The sequence below is a fragment of the Sphingorhabdus sp. genome, assembly GCF_023910635.1.
Taxonomy (GTDB): domain Bacteria; phylum Pseudomonadota; class Alphaproteobacteria; order Sphingomonadales; family Sphingomonadaceae; genus Sphingorhabdus_B.
The window spans coordinates 70,753-89,987 of the sequence record NZ_JAAVVZ010000004.1 but is presented as its reverse complement, the minus strand read 5'-3'; the positions used below and the strand labels follow the sequence as shown (position 1 = coordinate 89,987).

Here is a 19,235-nt window from a genome sequence, read left to right as displayed (position 1 = left end):
CCGATCCCGTCATATTCCCCATTTGTGCCTGACCTTGAACCCGCCCTAAGGTTCGACGAATTTAATGCCTAAAGGAGCACGGCTGTCATGCAAACATCGGCGCGGGTTGTCATCATTGGCGGAGGCATAATGGGCGCTTCTTTGCTCTACCATCTCGCTGAACTTGGATGGACCGACTGCGTGTTGATTGAAAAGGATGAGCTGACTTCCGGCTCTACTTGGCACGCCGCCGGGCAGTGCCCGAACATCACCGGCAGCTACAACCTCGCCAAAATGCATGCTTACAGCAATCAGCTCTATCCCAAGCTTGAAGGGCTGACGGGGCAATATGTGAGTTGGCATACATCGGGCGGAATTCGCCTTGCGACGAACGAGCGCGAGTTGGCGTGGATGCGCTATATACAAGGCTTTTCCAAAATCATCGGCTTTGACATGGAAATCATCCCGCCAGAGGAAATCCTGCGCCATAATCCCTTCATGACGCTCGACGGGGTCATTGCTGGCGCGCGTACAACCGAAGACGGACATGCTGATCCTTCCGGTATTTGCAATGCGCTTGCCATTGGTGCGAAAAACATGGGCGCAAAGATTGTCCGCAAAAACCGTGTGACGGGGCTGACCCAATTGCCGACCGGCGAATGGGACGTCGAAACCGAAAAAGGGACGATTAGAGCAGAAATCGTCGTGAACGCCGCAGGTTGCTACGCGCGGCAAATCGCGCAAATGGCAGGTATCGATATTCCGGTGACTAATATGGAGCATCATTATGTCGTCACCGATCCCATTCCAGCCTTTAAGGATCGCGAGGAAGAAATCCCGGTTATGCGCTGCCCTTATGTATCGGGCTATTTCCGGCAGGAACAGAAAAGCGGCCTGATAGGCGTGTATGAAACGACCGGCCTGGCCGAGGCATGGGCACCACGCGGCGGACACCCGGAATGGGATTCGACCAGCGAGCTGTTCCCCGAAGATCTGGAGCGGATTGCCCCATGGCTTGAACGCGCGATTGAGCGGATGCCGATATTTGGCGAGGTTGGGCTGAGGCGCTTTGTCAATGGCGCTATCCCGCATACCCCAGATGGCGGGCCATTATTGGGGCCAGCGGTAGGGCTGAAGAATTTCTGGCATTGCTGCGGCACCAGCTTTGGTATTGCGCAAGGCGGCGGTGCTGGCAAATATATGGCGCAATGGATGGTGTTTGGTGATGCCGACATCAACATGACCGAGTTCGACCCGCGCCGTTATGGCCCTTATGCGGACGAACATTACAGCCGCGACAAGGTTTTCCTCGATTACCGGATGACATTTACGACGCGGCTTCCGGGTGAAGAAGAACCCGACGGTCGTCCACAAAAGACCAGCGCTTTATATGGTACATTGCTGTCGGCGGGTGCTGTCTATGGCGAAACCTATGGCTGGGAACGGCCCAAATATTTCGCGCTTGACGGGGCCGAGGAGCAAGGCGGCTACCAACGCACCAATAGTTTCGACGCGGTCGCCGCCGAGGTGAAGGCCGTTGCCGAAGGCGTCGGCGTGCTCGATCTGTCCGGTTTTGCCAAATATGACGTGTGTGGCCCCGATGCGGAGGCTTTCCTCAACCGTATTTGCGCCAACCGCATGCCCAAAAAATTGGGCGGTATCGGCTTGGTTCATCCCCTGTCGGTTCAGGGACGCATTTATGGCGAAATGACGGTGACACGCTTTGCCGATGATCATTTTTATTGCCTGTCGGCGGCGGCCGCCGAACAGCGCGATTGGGATTTGCTGATTCAAAGCAAATTACCGCAGGAAGATGTAACCATCCGCAATTTGACGATGGACCTTGGTGTCCTGGTGATGAACGGCCCGCTTTCCCGTGACGTTTTGGCAAAGTTGACCAATGCTGACCTTAGTAATGCGGGTTTCCGCTGGTTAAGCGGTCAAGAGATAACAATCGCGGGCATAAAAATGCGCGCGCTGCGTGTGTCTTATGCCGGTGAGCTTGGGTGGGAGCTGCATCCGGCGATGGAGGATCTTGCGGCGCTGTATGATGCCGTTTGGGAATCTGGGCAGGAATATGGCATCGTCAATTACGGGCTATATGCCGCAAATACGATGCGGATCGAAAAAGGCTATAAGGCTTGGGGGTCGGAGCTGACCAACGAATTGACAATGATCGAGGCCGACATGCCGCGCTTCATCAATTTCAACAAGGATGGCTTTGTCGGCAAGCAAGCAACACTAGAAGCGCCAGACCGTTTCCGCATAGTCTACGGTGAGGTGGATGCCGCCAATGTCGACGTGCGCGGCGCGGAACCATGTTTGGTCGGCGACCAATGCATCGGCCTTACGACGTCAGGTGGCTATGGGCACCGTGTGGGTAAAAGCCTGTTCTTTGCCTGTGTGCCGATTGAGATTGCAGCGCCGGGGTCGCGTTTTGACATCATGCTGCAGGGCGAGCGGCGCGTTGGAACGGTACTGGAGCACCCGGCCTATGATCCCGATAACGCAAAAATGAAGGTGTAATCTAGTGGCTGAACTCCCCAAAAAGGCGAAGGTCGTCATTATCGGTGGCGGTGTTATCGGTTGTTCGATTGCCTATCACCTGACCAAGATTGGCTGGGACGATGTCGTGCTGCTTGAACGCAAGCAATTGACCAGCGGGACGACATGGCATGCGGCAGGCCTGGTGGGACAATTGCGTCCGTCGATTAACATGACCAAGCTCGCAAAATATACAGGTGAGCTGTATCGGGGGCTTGAGGCGGAAACCGGGCAAGCGACGGGCTATCGCCAGTGCGGTTCCATATCGATGGCAACCAATGCAGAGCGTTTTGAAGAACTGAAACGCAGCGCCTCCATGGCGAAAGTGTTTGATCTACCTGTCCATGTGGTGACGCCACAAGAAATCAAAGAGCTCGCGAACATCGTCAATGTCGATGACGTCGTCGGCGGCATTCATATCCCGAGTGATGGTTACGCCAACGCGGTCGACATAACGCAGGCGCTTGCCAAAGGCGCACGCACCGGCGGCGCAAAAATATTCGAAAATACGAAAGTCACCAAAATCCGTCACAATGGCGACCGGATAACGGGCGTTGATACGGCAGAAGGTTCGATTGATGCCGATTATGTCGTGATATGTGGCGGCATGTGGACGCGCGATCTGGCGGCAAGCATCGGCGTGGCTGCGCCATTGCATGCATGCGAGCATTATTATGTGTTGTTTGAAGGGGTGGAGGGTATCGACAACACGCTCCCCGTTCTGCGCGATTATGATTATTGCGGCTATTATAAATATGATGCGGGCAAGTTGCTCGTCGGCGCGTTTGAACCCAATGCCCGGCCATGGGGTATGGACGGCATTTCAGAAGATTTCTGCTTTGACGAAATCGCAGGCAGTTTTGAGCATTTCGAACCGCTGTTGATGGATGCGATGCGCCGCGTTCCTGCGCTTGAAAAAGCAGGTATACAGAAATTCTTCTGCGGCCCCGAAAGCTTCACACCCGATGTGCGTTACCATTTGGGCGAAAGTGCCGAATTAAAGGGCTGCTTTATCGCGGCGGGCCTTAACTCCATCGGCTTGCAATCCGCAGGCGGCGTTGGCAAGGTTATGGCCGATTGGATCCGCGACGGAATTCCGCCTGCTGATCTGTGGACGGTCGATATTCGCCGTAACATGCCGTTCCAGATTAACCGGAAATATTTGCGTGAGCGCGTGACCGAGAGCCTTGGGCTGCTCTACGCGACGCATTATCCGTTCAAGCAGTATGAAACCGCGCGTGGCGTCCGCCGCTCTGCCATTCATGATCGGCTGGTCGCCGCAGGCGCTTGCCATGGGGAAGCTTTTGGCTGGGAACGCCCCAATTGGTATGGCGCGCCGGGCAGCACGCCCAAATATGAATATAGCTATGGCCGTCAGAACTGGTTTGAGGCGAATGCTGAAGAGTGCAAGGCCGTGCGCGAGGCTGTGGGCCTGTTTGACCAAAGCTCCTTTGCGAAATTCCGGCTGGAAGGGCGCGATGCCTGTGCCGTCCTGAACCGCGTATGCGCCAATGACGTCGATGTGGCACCGGGCAAGCTGATTTACACGCAGTGGCTCAATGACAAAGGCGGGATTGAAGCGGATTTGACGGTCACCCGGTTGTCGCAGACGGCCTATCTCATCGTGACTGGGGCAGAGACAGAAACGAAGGATTTCAACTGGCTTTCGCGGCATATTCCTGAGGATGCGCATGCCGTTTTGACCAACATATCCTCCGCCATGGGGGTTATTTCGATCATGGGGCCGAATGCGCGTGATTTGCTTCAATCGATTTGCCCCAATGATCTGTCGCATGAGGCATTTCCCTTTGCGACATCGCAGGAAATCGAACTTGGCTATGCCATCGTGCGTGCCTCGCGGATCACCTATGTCGGGGAATTGGGCTGGGAGCTCTACATCCCGACCGAGTTCATGACCGGCGTTTATGATGAAATTGTTCTAGCGGGGACCAATTTCGGTCTGAAACATTGCGGCTATCATGCGCTCAACGCGCTGCGCATGGAAAAGGCGTATCGCCATTGGGGGCATGACATCACCGATGAAGATACGCCCTTAGAAGCCGGACTCGGCTTTGCGGTGAAGATGGACAAATTTGGCGGCTTCATCGGGCGTGATGCGTTGTTGGCGCAAAAGGAGACTGGCCTGAAGCAGCGCCTTGTGCAGTTTCTTTTAAAGTCACCCGAACCCATGCTGTATCATAATGAACCCATCTGGCAGGGTGACCGGATCGCCGGATATATCCGTTCGGGCATGTACGCCCACACCCTCGGCGGTGCTTGCGGGCTTGGCTATGTCGATGCGGCAGACGGGGGTGTGGTCGGACCAATCGGACCTGATGATTATGAGATCGAAATTGCGGGTGTGCGTTACCCTGTGACCGCTTCGCTTAAGCCCCTTTATGACCCTTCAAATGCCCGGATCAAAATATGATGACTGAAACATCACATAATATCATGCAACAGCTCGCCGCAAAGACGCAGGTCGGGTACAGCTTTGATCAGGAATTTTACACCAGCGACGCGGTGTTCAAGGCGGATTTTGACCAAGTCATCAGCCAGAAATGGCTACTGGCCGGCCATGTGTCGCGTATCCCCAATAAGGGCGATTATTTCCTGTTTCGGGTTGGCAATGAACAGATCATTGTCATTCGTGAAAATGCCGACAGTGTCCGCGCCTTCTTCAACGTTTGCCGCCATCGCGGATCGACGATCTGCCAATCGGAAAGCGGCAATGCGCCGCGCCTGGTCTGCCCCTATCACGCTTGGACCTTCGGTCTGGATGGGCGGCTTATTTCTGCGCGGCTTATGCCAGAAGATTTCGACAAAGCGGAAAACAGCCTGTTTTCGTGCCATATCCGCGTGTTCCACGGCCTGATCTTCATCAATATGAGCGAAGATGAGCCAGTCGATTTCGACGCGACCTTCGGCGATATGGGGGCCATTCTCGATTATCACGGCTTTGCCGACGCGCGCATTGCACATGCGGGTAGTTACCCCACGACGGCAAACTGGAAACTGGTCGTGGAAAATTTCTTTGAATGTTATCATTGCGTGCCATCGCATCCGGAATTCTGCTCAATGCATGCATCGGAATCGATTGTTGCCGTTGGCGCTGGGCCAAGTTCGGGGCCAGCTGATGCAATCGCCAGCTTCGCGCCTAAGTTAAAAGCGTGGGAAGAAAGTGCCGCCGCAGCAGGCCGCCCAATCGGCACTATTGATGAGCCACCCAGTAGCAGCCACCTGCGCCTGCTGATGCAACGCATGAACAAGGATGGCTGGGCCTCGGAAACGCAAGATGGCTCTGCGCCTGCTCCGCTGATGGGCAAGCGTACGAAAGCGGATGGTGGACGGATGCACTTAAGCTTCAGCCCGTTCAGCCAAATTGTTGCAGATGATCATTTCGCCATCCTGTTCCAATTCACGCCGCGCGGCGCATTGGCAACCGATGTTGAGATGATCTGGCTGGTGGACGGACGCGCGACCGAGGCGGAAGTCGACATTGAAAAAATGATCTGGGGCTATCATGCCACAACAACGCAGGACAAAGTGATTACGGAGAATAATCAGGCGGGCATCATGTCCAGCCGCTACCGGCCTGGCCGATATTCCGACCAGGAAGGCAGCGTGCTCAACTTTCAGAAATGGTATCTCAACCAATTCGGGCTGGAACGGGCCGAGTGACAAGAACCGCCAATATGCGCGCGGTCCTGCTGACCGGCCATGGCGGCTATGACAGGCTTGATGTTCGGGACGACGTGCATGTGCCTACACCGCGCGCAAATGAGGTATTGATCCGCGTTGCGGCGGCGGGCGTCAATAATACCGATATCAACACCCGCATCGGCTGGTATTCCAAGTCGGTCGCAGAAGCCACGGACGCGGGCGCGGCATCTGGTATAGACGGCGCTGGCGACGACGGCTGGTCGGGCGCAGCCTTTCAATTTCCGCGTATTCAGGGTGCCGATGCCTGCGGGCGCATTGAGGCGGTGGGCGATGATGTTGACCCAGCGCGCATTGGTGAACGCGTGTTGGTTGAACCTGTCTTTCGCGGCCCGCGCGCCTTTGATATTCTCTATTTCGGCTCCGAAGTCGACGGAGGCTTTGCGGATTATACCTGCGTGCCGTCCATGCATGCGCACCGCGTTGTTTCAAAGCTGTCCGATATTGAGCTGGCAAGCTTTCCCTGCGCCTATGGGACCGCAGAAAACATCCTGACGCGGATTAATGTGCAGGCGGGCGAACGCGTGCTGATCACCGGGGCATCGGGCGGTGTTGGTTCCGCCGCGGTACAACTTGCCAAAAGGCGTGGTGCCGAGGTGATCGCCCTGGCAGCCGACGCAAAAGCGGAGATCGTTCGGTCGTTGGGCGCGTCTCGGGTGGTTCCACGCGATGCCAATCTTGAAGCTTTGTTTGGGCAGGAATATTTCGATGCCGCTGTAGATATTGTAGGAGGATCGCAGTTCGGCGCTATCCTAAACGTCCTGAAACGCGGCGGTCGTTATGGCGTTTCAGGTGCCATCTCTGGGCCCATTGTAGACCTTGATCTGCGGACTTTGTACCTTAAGGATTTGCGCCTGATTGGCTGCACCGTACTGGAACCGGATGTGTTTCCAAATCTTGTATCATATATCGAACGCGGGGAAATCCGGCCGGTAGTAGCAGCAACCTACGACCTATCCGATATCGTCAAAGCGCAGGAAGCATTTTTGACGAAGCAGCATGTCGGAAAAATTGTCCTGTCGCTTTAATCGACAGTTTCGATCAATTCACTGATCCGTCCAACGATTTCATCGATATGGGATTTTTGTAGGATGAGCGGCGGCGACAGCGCAATGATGTCGCCTGTTGCGCGCACGAGCACGCCATTGTCGAAGCATTTGTGGAATAATTGCATGCCGCGCTTGCCAACGCCGGCGGCAACTGGCGCAAGTTCTATCGCCGCAACGATGCCCATGTTGCGGATGTCGATGACATGTTTTTTGCCTTTCAGGCTGTGCACCGCGTCTTGCCAATAGCCGTGGAGCGAACCAGCATGTTCGAAAATGCCTTCCGACTTGTAAAGGTCCAATGTTGCCAAGGCTGCCGCTGCGGCCAAGGGGTGACCGGAATAGGTGTAGCCGTGGAACAATTCGATGCCATCGGGACCACCTTCGACAACGCCGTCGTGGATATGGCGGCTGACCGCAACGGCGCCCATCGGCACGGCGGCATTTGTCAGGCCTTTTGCCATCGTAATAATGTCGGGCGTAACGCCTAAGGTTTCTGATGCTGTCGTACCGCCGACACGGCCAAAAGCCGTGATGACTTCGTCAAATATCAACACGATGCCATGCTTACGTGTAATCTCACGCAATTTTTCGAGATAGCCGATTGGGGGCACCAACACACCAGTTGAACCCGCCATGGGTTCGACAATGACCGCCGCAATGGTCTCCGCGCCATGCAGCGCGACAATGGCCTCCAGATTATCCGCCAGATGCGCGCCCCATTCGGGTCGGCCCATCGTAAAGGCGTTATGTTCCAGATTATGGGTGTGCGGAAGATGGTCAACACCCGTAAGCAGGGTGCCGAATTGCCGCCGGTTGTTGACGATGCCGCCAACCGAAATGCCACCAAAGCCGACGCCATTATAGCCGCGTTCTCGTCCGATCAGGCGGGTGCGTGTGCCTTGGCCAATCGCGCGTTGGTAAGCGAGCGCAATTTTGAGAGCAGTATCAACCGATTCAGAGCCCGAGTTGGTAAAGAATATCCGATCGAGGCCTTCAGGCATGAGCGTTGCGAGGCGCGAAGCCAGTTCAAACGCCAGCGGATGTCCCAATTGGAATGGTGGAGCGTAATCAAGCTCTGCGGCGCATTTCTGGATCGCTTCGACAATAGTGGGCCGGCAGTGACCGGCATTGACCGCCCAAAGCCCTGCGGTGCCATCAAGGACCTGTCGTCCATCATCGCTGGTATAATGCATGTCCTTCGCAGATTTGAGCTGCCGCGGCGTCGTCTTGAACGCCCGGTTCGCCGTAAACGGCATCCAAAACGCAGCGAGGGGGTCATTTTCCAGTTTCATCACGTCACTCCACCAACGGGTCTTTAGGGTCAGGACCCTAGCCCTTATGCGACCGTATTGCGGTCATTCTCGATTGAAAAGATTGTTGTGTCCGGAAAATTTTAGTTGGGCCTCATTTAACGGCTGCTGCACGATCATATAATGGATTCCAAAGTGGGAACTGACGTCTTGTAGATGACAGGCCGAAGTGCAAAGCTTGTGGTCACATTGGCAACACCCTTCACCCGGGTCAGCCGATGGCGTAGAAAATCCTCAAATTGCGTCAAGGATGCGACCAATATGCGCAATTGATAATCTGCCTCACCCGTCATCAGATAACATTCCATGACCTCGGGAAAGCTGGCGACGGCCGTCTCAAAATTTTCCAAATGACGATCATCCTGTTGATCAAGGCGCACGCGGACAAATGCCGTGACGCAGAGGCCGATCTTATCAGGGTCAACTAAAGCGACATAGTGGGTGATAGTGCCGTCGGATTCCAACTGGCGGACCCGGCGCAGACAGGGGCTGGGCGATAAGCCGACCCGTTCCGACAGTTCCTGATTGGACATTCGGCCATCTGATTGAAGACAATCAATGATCTTGCGGTCAATTGTATCTAAGTAATTTTTTGGCATATTATATATCTAATTCAATAAATTTAAGCATAATCTATCAAATTCTATGGCATCGACCGTTATGATACGCAAGGACATGCTGGGATGTGCTAGCTACAGTCCTGCTTTAATTTAAGCGGAAATTAGCCATGGCCAAGATTGTCGCCGACAGGCGTGAAGAGAAAATAGCAGCAATCGAAACCCTCGATTCGCGGCTTCGTTGGTTGGCCTCTTGGATTGTGCACAACGCCAACCATATCCGGCCAAAGCGGGACGGGTTAAAGGTCGGCGGGCATCAGGCAAGCTGCGCGTCGATGACGGCGATTATGGCGGCACTTTATTTTCATGCGCTGCGCCCAAATGACAAGGTTTCCGTCAAGCCACATGCGGGGCCAGTGCTGCAGGCCATCCATTATCTTCTGGGCAATCAGTCGCTGGAACAATTGCAACAGTTTCGCGCTCTTGGCGGCGCACAAAGCTACCCGTCGCGGACAAAGGATAAAATTCCGGTGGATTTCTCCACGGGTTCTGTAGGGTTGGGCGTGGCGATTACCGCCTTTTCAAGTCTGGTTCAGGACTATTTGATTGCGCACGGATCGATAGACGAGGGCAATGCAGGCCGGATGATTTCGTTGATGGGCGATGCTGAACTGGATGAAGGCAATATCTACGAATGCCTTATTGAAGGGTATAAGCACGACATAAGGAACTGTTGGTGGGTAGTCGACTATAACCGGCAATCGCTCGACAGCACGACGGCAGACCGGATGTTTCGGCGCTTTGACGATATTTTCGAAACCACGGGATGGCGGGTTATCACCTTAAAGCATGGCAAGCTGCAGCGTGCCGCTTTCGCCCGGCCCGGCGGGAAATCGCTGGAGGACTGGATCGAAAATTGCCCTAATGCGGAATTCGCCGTTCTCACATATCAAGGCGGTGCGGCTTGGCGCGCGCGCCTGACGGCCGATATTGGCGGTAAACCGCATGTGAAAAAGCTGCTCGATAGTTTTGAAGACGATGGTCTGGCCGCATTGATGACCAATCTGGGTGGGCATTGCGTCGAATCCTTGATGGATGCATTTGACAGTGCCGATGATGAACGGCCCACCTTGTTCATTGCCTATACGGTCAAGGGTTATGGCCTACCGCTGGCGGGGCATAAGGACAATCATTCGGGGATGATGAACCCCGGTCAGATTGATCAGCTTCGTATGGCCATGGGCATTGAGGCAGGCCAAGAGTGGGAACCATTTGCCGGTCTTGGTGGCAATATGGCGGCACGGCTCAAAAATTTCATCGGGGATAGCGTTCTTGCCGCCAAGCCGGAAGAGCCAGTAGCACCGCAGATACACGTGCCCGCACGCTTCGCAGTTCCGTCGGGTGATGTACAATCAACGCAGGCGGCATTCGGCAACGTACTTCTCGATCTTGCCAAATCATCCGAAGAGCTGGCAGACCGGATCGTGACCACTGCGCCTGATGTGACGCAGACAACCAATCTCGGCGGTTTTGTGAACCAGCGCGGGCTGTTTCGACGGTCCGACGTCGCCGATATATTCCGTGAGGCCAAAATTCCGTCCGCCCAGAAATGGGCAGCACATGCGGCGGGTCAGCATATTGAACTGGGGATTGCGGAGAACAATTTTTTCTTGCTGCTGACGTCGCTTGGGCTGGCCGCGCCGCATTTCGGTACGCGCCTTATTCCGGTTGGTACGGTGTATGATCCATTCATCGCCCGTGGTCTCGATGCGCTGAATTATGGTTGCTATTCCGATGCGCGTTTTCTGCTGGTCGGAACGCCGTCCGGCTTGACTCTAGGACCGGAGGGCGGCGCGCATCAGTCTATTAACACGCCGTTGATTGGCATGGGGCAGCCGGGCCTTGCGTATTTTGAACCTGCCTATGCCGATGAAGTTGCTCTATTCATGCGGTGGGCGTTTGAATATCTGCAAAAGCCGGAGGGAAGCTCTGTCTATCTGCGGTTGAGTACGCGTCAGGTCGCGCAAGTCGAACGGGCCAATACGGATTGGGAGGCGGATGCTCTCAAAGGTGGATATTGGTTGCGGCCACCCACGGCAGGCGCAGAAGCGGCTATCGCATTTACAGGGGCCATCGCGCCTGAGGTGTTGGCAGCCTATGAACAAATGTTGGATGATATTCCCGGTTTAGGCGTTTTGAACGTGACCTCGCCCGATGTGCTGCATCGTGAATGGTCCGCGAGCAAGGCTGCGCGCGGGACAGACCTGAACGCGCAAACATGTCATGTGGAGGATTTGTTATCCATATTGGCACCCGACGCAGGCATTGTGACGGTGATTGACGGTTCCCCCGGCGCTCTGTCCTGGCTGGGCGGCGTGCACGGCCTGCGTGTCAGTCCGCTGGGCACGGATCGTTTCGGTCAGACGGGGGATTTGCCTGACTTATACAGGGAATATCGGCTAGACTCTGCGGCGATTATTGATGCCATGGCCGCGCTTTTTTGAAAAGGTGAGCCGCCAAAATTGAGACGAAACGGCTTCGAACGCTATTCGGCGGATTCTAGGCCACCGCTGACCATTTCATCGGGTAGTGCGCGGAATGTGAACTCTGCAGCTTTGCTCAAATAAAGCTTGGCCAATGCCCACAGGTCCTGCGTGGTTATCGACGCAAAATTTGCCTCGGCTTGTCGGAAGCGGCTCAACTTGTTGGTGCTTGTCTGTGCCTCCGCAACGACACCAAGCCAAGTGTCGTTTTGCTTTTTCCAATCGGCGTAGCTTTCAAGCACGGGTTTGCGCGCCCTTTCGAACACGTCGGGATCAACCGGTGACTTTACCAACGCCGATATGACTTGGTCGACAGTCGATTCTATCGTCGCAATATCTTTGGGGTCGCCAGCGGTAGATACGGAAAATGTGCCCCGCTGCAGATACAGGTTGGACATGTCGGACTGCGCGGACACGCCATAAGTCGCACCCAATTTCTCGCGCAATTCATCGGTCAGACGCAGCGTCGCAACGCGTGCAAGAAGATCCATGGATTGGGTGGTTTTCTGGTCATTATCGCCCGTGGTTGTCCATATACGGCGCCACGCCAACTGGTTCGCCTCGCCATTATGGGGAATATCAAAATTCCCGCGCTTTGCGCTCCAGCCCGGTTGAAGTTGCGCGCTATAATCCTTCCCGCCATCCGCGCGCGTCGGGAGGGCTCCAAAACTGCGTGCAACAGCCGCGATGGCCGCTTCTTCATCCAAGTCGCCGACCAATGCGATTTCTAAGCGATTCTGTTTTAATGCGTCGCCCAACACCGTCTTTAGCATTTCAAAATCTGCACCCTGTAGGGCCTTGAGAGGCGGCAGCGTAAAGCGCGGATCATCATCGTTCATGATGCTCGACATGGCGACCGAAAGCGCGGACCCCGGAACAGCGTCCAATCGCGCATATAATTCGGGCAGCGGACGGCGAAACAGGCGAAGGGCATTTTCCGAATAGCCCGGATGGGTGGTATATGCTGCCATGACTTGCAATTGCCGCACCAAATCCGCTGGTGCCACAGCACCGGCTGCGCCAAAATATCTGTCGGCAACACCGAATGCGGGGGACACCGTTGTTCCGGCCAAGATGGATCGCAAATCTTCAATATCATGGGCTTTAAGGCCGCCAGAAACATATGTCGCCGACATCAGTAAGGCCAAGACAGCATTTTGCGTACCAAAATGCAGCTGGCCACCATCAATGCGCAGCGAATAGCGGACTCGATTGTCTTCAAAATCGGTTTTTTTAAGGTTCAGCAACACGCCATTGGCAAAGCGGATGGTGCGAATGCCCAAATCTGCAATCGTCTTGTCGGCAATGACAGCTCCGGCGGGGCCGAAGTCTGTGTAAGCAAAGCTTGACGCCGCCCGCGCCATCGGCGCAGCAATTGGCGTTCCCTGACTGACGGCATAAGCGGCCAATATCTCATCCTCGGGAATAGCCGCGCTCTGCTTTGTTGTCAGGAAAATCTGCGGTCGATCCATTTGGCGGAACCAAAATGCAAATTCGGAAGTGATCGCCGCCGGTGTTATAAACGGGCGTATCTGTTGCCACAACAACTGGCGATATTTGTCCGAGTTGTACACGTCCTCGTCCAGACTGACCAAGGCGTTTGCAATGGCGGCGCTTGATTCTGTACCTTCATCTTTGGCGGCATTTTCATATTGTGCGTCCAGACGCTTTATCTGTTCGGCAATCTCGGATTCTTCAAACCCATATTCCACGGCTTGGCGAACAGTTTGCTCGGTAAAGGCGAGCAATGAACGCCAACTGCCGTCCTTACCCGCGACGCCATAGCCAATGGTTGCATATTGGTCGCACAGACCGAAGTCGAAAGTCACACCGCCACCCAAAAACGGCATGTCTTCTTCGCGGGATCGGCGCGCCATGCGGCGTGATATGATCGCGCTTGCGATGCCCATTTTGAGCTCAATCATCCCGCGTTCTAAGGTGTCAGGCCGCTTTTTATCCTGCAAAAACTGCTGAACACTCATGCTCTCGCTAATCTCTGGATGTACGAAGCTCTGCGCGGATAATGCGCGGTTGGTATCCAATAGGCACTGGTCGAGTGCGCCCAATGGCGGCGCATCCGCGCGCCAGTCCGCAAATTTGGCCACCAGTTCGCGTTCAATGGCCACGGGATCTACCGGGCCAACGATGATGATTTTGATGCGGTCCGGGCGATAATATTTGCGATACAGCGCGCGCATCCGCTCCGCAGGTGCCGATTGAATGACATCGGTTGTGCCGATGGGGTAACGCGTGGCGTAAAAAGTACCCGGGTAAAACAGGTTGTTCGCCGCACGTCCGCTTTGAAAACCAAAATTTTCGCGCGCGCTTTTTTCCGCCAAAATAACCCCGCGCTCGCGGTCAATTGCTGCCGGCTTGAACGATATTTCCCGCGCCGTCTCACGCATCAAAAACAGCGCACGTTCAATCAGATGCGGGTCCGACTTTGGCAAGTCTAATTTATACTCCGTTTGCGTATAGCCAGTCGAGGCGTTGGTATCGGCACCAAAGGACAGACCAAGCCGCTCAAGCATTTTGACCATTTCGCCCTCAGGCACATTGGTACTGCCGTTAAAGGCCATATGTTCGATGAAATGCGCAAGACCCTGCTCGTCCTCCGCCTCCGCCGCGGAGCCGAAGTCGATGGTCATGCGAACCAGCACCTGATTCTGTGGACGCTGATTCGGACGAATGGCGTAGCGCAGACCATTGGGTAGCCGCCCGTAAATGATGCTGGCGTCCGGTTCGAGGTCGGATGTCTCGGCGTTCCACGGCTGAGTCCGCTCTGCAGGCGCGGCAAGCGAGGATGTCGCTCCAGCAAAAAAGATTGCAACCGCAGATAGAAGGTTAAGCGCGATTCTCACACGCTACAGTCTTCCGCAAAAGCTTGGAGACTGCAATATATTCTTATGTAAATTATTGATTCACTTACCTTTGCGTAATCGGTGGCTTACCATATCGAGAACGGCCCCTTCGCTTTCATCCGGCATCAAGCCAAGGCGGCGGGCGACTTCTTGATAGGCCTCGGCTTCGCCGCCAAGGTCACGACGGAACCGGTCCTTGTCCAGCTTCTCACCGGTTTCAATGTCCCACAAGCGGCAACCATCAGGGCTGATTTCGTCGGCCAGGATGATCCGCGAAAAATCGCCATCGAACAAGCGCCCAAACTCAAGTTTGAAGTCCACAAGCCGGATGCCGATGGCGGCAAACATACCACACATGAAGTCATTGATGCGGATCGCCATGGACGAAATGTCCTGCATTTCCTCCTGTGTCGCCCAACCAAAGCAGGCGATATGCTCCTCTGCAACCAATGGGTCGCCAAGGCTGTCGTCCTTGTAACAATATTCGAGCAAGGTATGCGGAAGCGGCGTGCCTTCTTCGATACCAAGGCGTTTGGACAAGGAACCGGCGGCCACGTTGCGCACGATGACCTCGATGGGGACGATCTCAACCTGACGGATCAACTGTTCGCGCATATTGAGGCGACGAATGAAGTGCGTCGGGATGCCGATATGGCTCAGCCGCGTAAAGACATGTTCCGACACGCGGTTGTTGATGACGCCTTTACCGGAAATTGTGCCCTTTTTCTGGGCATTGAAGGCGGTGGCATCATCCTTGAAATATTGGATTAACGTGCCGGGTTCAGGACCTTCATAAAGAATCTTGGCCTTGCCTTCGTATATTTTGCGGCGGCGGGTCATATGCGGTCCCTGACTTTGCTTGAAATGATGCGCCCCGGTGGAGTTGGCCATTGAAGAGCCTAACTCTGCCGGGGCGATTATGTACGCTATAATCCATTGCATGCGTCGGCGCAATTCGAGATAGGTAGGGTCAGGACCACTTAAATCCACCTTCGCGGTTTGAGGCCATACTGTTCAGTGCAAGGCGGCAAAGCGCAGGCTTAGTGGTTCTAAGTCTAGCTTTGCCAACGCGGCAATGGGCAAAATGGGTCAAATCCGAAGGACGTCTTGACGCCGCGAAGGTGGATTTAAGTGGTCCTGACCCTAAATAGGACGGACACGAAAGGACATCATTTGCCCATCGATCTGGATTTACTGCTTCAGGCCTACGCCAATGGCATATTCCCGATGTCCGACGCCCGTGATGACCCCGATACCTTTTGGATTGAACCAGAGTTTCGGGCGGTTATGCCACTGGATGGCTTTCGTGTGTCAAGGTCGCTTGCCAAAACTATCCGGCAGGATCGGTTTGTGGTCACTGCCGACACCGCATTTGCGCAGGTCATTGCCACATGTGCCGAATCGCAAGCGGACCGACGCGACACCTGGATTAATCCAGATATCGAAGAGGCTTTCTGCCGCTTGCACCAACAGGGGCGGGCACATAGCATCGAATGCTGGTCGGAAGGTCGCCTCGTGGGCGGGCTTTACGGGCTGGCCTTGGGGCGCGCGTTTTTCGGGGAAAGCATGTTCTCGCGCGAAACCGACGCGTCGAAGGTTGCTTTGGCGTGGCTGGTCGCACGGCTTCGACTGGGCGGGTTTGAATTGCTCGATTGCCAGTTCATGACCGACCATTTGGCCAGCCTAGGGGCAATCGAAATGACGCAAAGCGCGTATCTTAAACTGCTTGAGGCTGCCCTAACGAACGCCGTTCAAGCCCCGTCAGGGCTGGCTTCTTCAACCGCAGCGGGGGCGGCCTCAGGCGGCGACTGGGGTTCACTTGACGGCGCTTTGGCTGCTGGATCCGCTGCAGGAGCTTCTTCAGAAGATTTCTTCTCTACGGGCGCTTCTTCGCCGGGGAAGCGCATTTTGCAAGTCTTGATCCACACATCGTAAATCGGGTGCTCGACAACATTGGCTGCGGGATTTTCCTTGAACAGCCAGCCCGAAAAAACATTACGCCATCTTTCGGCCTCAGTCGTGCCGGGGGGGCGCTCATTCACGAGCAACTGCACAAATGCACCTTCGTCAGGTGGAGTTTCCCACGGCGCTGTTTTCTCGCAAGCCCTGAGTCGGATGACCACCTTGTCAAAGCGAATAGCTTCGCCAGGTTTTAGCTCAACGTCCCGCGTTTGACCATTTCGCTTGTTCAAAAGGCCAAGCACGGCAACGCGTTCTGCCATGGGGGTACCAATATTTGCGCCGGACATGGCCACAATTTTGTCGCTGGTCGCAAGGGCCTCGCCCGATTTCGCGGGCGCAAGCGTTTCGTCCTCTGAAGCACCGCACGCGGCAAGCGTTGCCAACAGCGGCAACCAGATTAAACCGCGCGAGCGGATCATGATGCGTCGGGACTCCATGCCTCATAATCACCCGTCGCGCGTGCACGATGGCCGCCACGCTCAATGGACCCTGCTGGACGATAGGCAGCATCGGTGCCTGTGAGATTTGGCACCGCTGCGGTTTCATAGCCCCTGTGTGGCGGCAAGTAGCTCTCCGGATCGCCATCATGTGTGCCATGCAACCAGCCATGCCAATCGGGCGATACGCGGCTTGCATCATTGGGGCCGTTATAGATCACCCAGCGGCGTTTGCCGTCGGATGATTGATAATATCGATTGCCTAAGGCGTCAGCGCCCACAGCCTTGCCTTTGCGCCAGCTATAGATTGACGTGCCAATCGTCGCGCCGTCCCACCAGGTGAAGATTTTACTTAGAATACCCATGGCTTTTGCGATTAGGACCAAGCATGATTCCGCGCAATCCTTATTTCGTTGTCCATTGCACCTTGTCGCCGGCAACAATTCCCAGTTCAGCCGCGAGACCGCCGCGCAATTCCAGCACAGCAGCAACTGGCTCGCCCGACACAACGGGTGTTGTGGAATAAGGGATTGTGTTGTCGGCGATACTCTCAATCGTGCCATCCGCGCGCACGAAGATGATGTCCAAGGGGATAACAGTATTTTTCATCCAGAAACTCGCAACGCGCGGTTCTGGAAAAGGAAAAATCATACCCGCATTGTCGGGCAGGTCCGTCCGAAACATAAGCCCCTTGGCTTGCTCTGCGCTTGTTCTTGCGGCCTCAACGGTGAAGCTATGCGTTTTGGTGGCATTGGTGACGCATAAGATCACTTGCTCCAGTCCCGCTATGGACTGGCCTGCGGCTGCGCCTGGAGTGCAACCAGCGGCCGAGGTTACGCCATTGGCAGGCATATTGCAGGCGGTGAGAGACAGTGCGATGGCAAAGGCACCGTACCGACTAAACGGGCTTAAGGTCATTAACGCGATCCTTTTTCGATCTGAGCACAATTGATAGCGGCGTTCCCAGCCTGTTTAATGAAACAGCTTCCACTTCCAGTAACGCTAATATTGCCTGCGCCGCGATTAAAAATATCGGCTTCTTCGGCGACATTTATTTTGGAGTCGCCATTGCCGATATGTTCAAGGCGAACCATACGCATTTTGACGTCAGCAGCGTCAAACTTGCCAGCGCCATTAAGCGTGATTTGACCTTGGCGGGCATTACCCCTGCTGATACCGATTTGGCCGTTTCCATTGATGTCTGCGGAAAATTTGTCGGCAACCAACGAGTCTACAAAGATCGAACCGTTGCCCGTAATCAGCATACGGACGGCGTCGGCTTGTTCGACATTGGAAATTTTCAAACTTCCGTTGCCGGCGACGGCCATGTTTTTGATATTTTGTGTGGATAGCCGCACCACGACGGGCTGAGTCATTCGAGCGCCCTTCGCATCGTTGAGGGCACCCTGAAGCCGGACCCGCAAGGTCATACCCACCCGTTCCAGCTTTAGCGCATCCAAAGCGCGTTTGTCGCCTGACACGCGGGCGGACGGGGCCTTTCCAGTCTGAACTTCGACATGAATGTCACCAGTAACCAAAATGTTTTCAAAACTGGCGACCAGCATCTTGCGGTCTTCCGCCGCCACTGGTGCCGCGATGTTCAAGCCTGCGGACAGCAACAAAGCGACGGTTAGTCCGCCAATCTTGCCTCGCCCCATTCGACCCAGCCAAGCCATTTTGGTGTCCTTTTCATATAATGCCCTTGCGGCGCATTACACACAAAGCCAGCGTCAGATATGGCCTGAGTCACTGGCCGGGTCAAATGGCAACCTCCGGCAATCCGTTTCCAGATCGGCTCGATACGGTTTTGCCACGCAGCGGCCGACGAATCTGGCGCACGGCCATGTTCGACGAACAGCAATCGACCACCGGGCTTAAGCACGCGCTTTGCCTCTGATAAAGCGGCGCTTGGGTCCTGCACCGAACATAGCGTGAAGGTTGTGACAACGCAGTCGAAACTGCTGCTGGCGAAGGGGAGCGCCTCTGCGACGCCGGGAATGAAGTTGGCTTTTATCCCTTTGCTTTCCAACGCGAGCTGTGCGCGGGCAAGCAATTCAGCAGATGGGTCCACACCTGACAGCGAACGCACATTGTTCCAGTCATAATAATCGAGGTTAGGCGCACCGCAGCCCAACTCCAGCACATCTCCGGCGGCAAAGGGTACCACTTTAGCTCTGTCGCGCATCACCGCAGGTTGCGTACATGCGCAACCGATTAAGCGCGGCACGACGTTTCTGTCCCACCAATTGCTCATGCGCTAAGGCTGCCTTGAT

The 19,235-nt window shown here is 55.1% G+C and carries 14 protein-coding genes and 1 pseudogene; 6 read left to right on the top strand and 9 right to left on the bottom strand.

Annotated elements, in window-relative coordinates; all coding sequences use genetic code 11:
• Nucleotides 1–87: 87 nt before the first annotated feature.
• The 4 genes from HEQ34_RS03410 to HEQ34_RS03395 are packed head-to-tail and all read left to right on the top strand — an operon-like array spanning nt 88 to nt 7,271.
• Nucleotides 88–2,505 (top strand): FAD-dependent oxidoreductase, encoded by a 2,418-nt coding sequence (locus tag HEQ34_RS03410; protein WP_296197403.1) that lies wholly within the window; start codon nt 88–90, stop codon nt 2,503–2,505.
• A gap of 4 nt (nt 2,506–2,509) precedes the next feature.
• Nucleotides 2,510–4,954, top strand: a complete 2,445-nt coding sequence (locus HEQ34_RS03405; protein WP_296197399.1) for an FAD-dependent oxidoreductase — start codon at nt 2,510–2,512, stop codon at nt 4,952–4,954.
• On the top strand, nt 4,951–6,204 hold the full coding sequence (locus HEQ34_RS03400) for an aromatic ring-hydroxylating dioxygenase subunit alpha (protein WP_296197397.1): 1,254 nt from the start codon (nt 4,951–4,953) through the stop codon (nt 6,202–6,204). The genes HEQ34_RS03405 and HEQ34_RS03400 overlap by 4 nt, the downstream gene beginning before the upstream one ends.
• Nucleotides 6,201–7,271: an alcohol dehydrogenase family protein gene (locus tag HEQ34_RS03395; RefSeq protein WP_296197394.1), complete on the top strand. Its 1,071-nt coding sequence runs from the start codon at nt 6,201–6,203 to the stop codon at nt 7,269–7,271. The genes HEQ34_RS03400 and HEQ34_RS03395 overlap by 4 nt, the downstream gene beginning before the upstream one ends.
• Here the strand turns inward: HEQ34_RS03395 and HEQ34_RS03390 are convergent.
• Both HEQ34_RS03390 and HEQ34_RS03385 read right to left on the bottom strand, forming a co-directional pair.
• Nucleotides 7,268–8,584 (bottom strand): aspartate aminotransferase family protein, encoded by a 1,317-nt coding sequence (locus HEQ34_RS03390; RefSeq protein WP_296197390.1) that lies wholly within the window; start codon nt 8,582–8,584, stop codon nt 7,268–7,270. The genes HEQ34_RS03395 and HEQ34_RS03390 overlap by 4 nt on opposite strands.
• A gap of 134 nt (nt 8,585–8,718) precedes the next feature.
• Nucleotides 8,719–9,201 (bottom strand): Lrp/AsnC family transcriptional regulator, encoded by a 483-nt coding sequence (locus HEQ34_RS03385; protein ID WP_296197387.1) that lies wholly within the window; start codon nt 9,199–9,201, stop codon nt 8,719–8,721.
• Between the two features lie 128 nt (nt 9,202–9,329).
• Here HEQ34_RS03385 and HEQ34_RS03380 point away from each other — a divergent pair, with 128 nt between their 5' ends.
• Nucleotides 9,330–11,663, top strand: a complete 2,334-nt coding sequence (locus HEQ34_RS03380; RefSeq protein ID WP_296197384.1) for a transketolase — start codon at nt 9,330–9,332, stop codon at nt 11,661–11,663.
• Nucleotides 11,664–11,704: 41 nt separating this feature from the next.
• On the opposite strand, the gene HEQ34_RS03375 is transcribed toward HEQ34_RS03380, so the two are convergent.
• Both HEQ34_RS03375 and purC read right to left on the bottom strand, forming a co-directional pair.
• A complete protein-coding gene (locus HEQ34_RS03375) occupies nt 11,705–14,563 on the bottom strand; it encodes a pitrilysin family protein (RefSeq protein WP_296197382.1) in 2,859 nt (952 codons plus the stop codon).
• Between the two features lie 60 nt (nt 14,564–14,623).
• Complete coding sequence (gene purC, locus HEQ34_RS03370) at nt 14,624–15,403, bottom strand: phosphoribosylaminoimidazolesuccinocarboxamide synthase (RefSeq protein ID WP_296197379.1); 780 nt, start codon at nt 15,401–15,403, stop codon at nt 14,624–14,626.
• A 333-nt stretch (nt 15,404–15,736) separates the two neighbouring features.
• Between purC and aat the strand changes: the two genes are divergently transcribed.
• A complete protein-coding gene (gene aat, locus HEQ34_RS03365; protein ID WP_296197376.1) occupies nt 15,737–16,498 on the top strand; it encodes a leucyl/phenylalanyl-tRNA--protein transferase in 762 nt (253 codons plus the stop codon).
• Between the two features lie 35 nt (nt 16,499–16,533).
• Here aat and HEQ34_RS03360 read toward each other — a convergent pair.
• The 5 genes and pseudogenes from HEQ34_RS03360 to HEQ34_RS03340 all read right to left on the bottom strand — a co-directional run.
• A pseudogene (locus tag HEQ34_RS03360) lies at nt 16,534–16,785 on the bottom strand (DUF2155 domain-containing protein); the annotation flags it as partial.
• 155 nt (nt 16,786–16,940) lie between these two features.
• A complete protein-coding gene (locus HEQ34_RS03355; RefSeq protein ID WP_295498316.1) occupies nt 16,941–17,327 on the bottom strand; it encodes an NADH:ubiquinone oxidoreductase subunit NDUFA12 in 387 nt (128 codons plus the stop codon).
• A gap of 40 nt (nt 17,328–17,367) precedes the next feature.
• Nucleotides 17,368–17,880 carry a DUF192 domain-containing protein gene (locus HEQ34_RS03350; protein WP_296197373.1) on the bottom strand — a complete coding sequence of 171 codons (513 nt, stop codon included), beginning with the start codon at nt 17,878–17,880 and terminating at the stop codon, nt 17,368–17,370.
• The gene (locus HEQ34_RS03345; protein WP_296197371.1) at nt 17,880–18,638 is read right to left on the bottom strand and encodes a DUF2807 domain-containing protein; all 759 of its coding nucleotides are present in this window, start codon (nt 18,636–18,638) and stop codon (nt 17,880–17,882) included. Before HEQ34_RS03345 ends, HEQ34_RS03350 begins: the two co-directional genes overlap by 1 nt.
• Nucleotides 18,593–19,216 (bottom strand): class I SAM-dependent methyltransferase, encoded by a 624-nt coding sequence (locus HEQ34_RS03340; protein WP_296197365.1) that lies wholly within the window; start codon nt 19,214–19,216, stop codon nt 18,593–18,595. The genes HEQ34_RS03345 and HEQ34_RS03340 overlap by 46 nt, the downstream gene beginning before the upstream one ends.
• Nucleotides 19,217–19,235 lie beyond the last annotated feature (19 nt).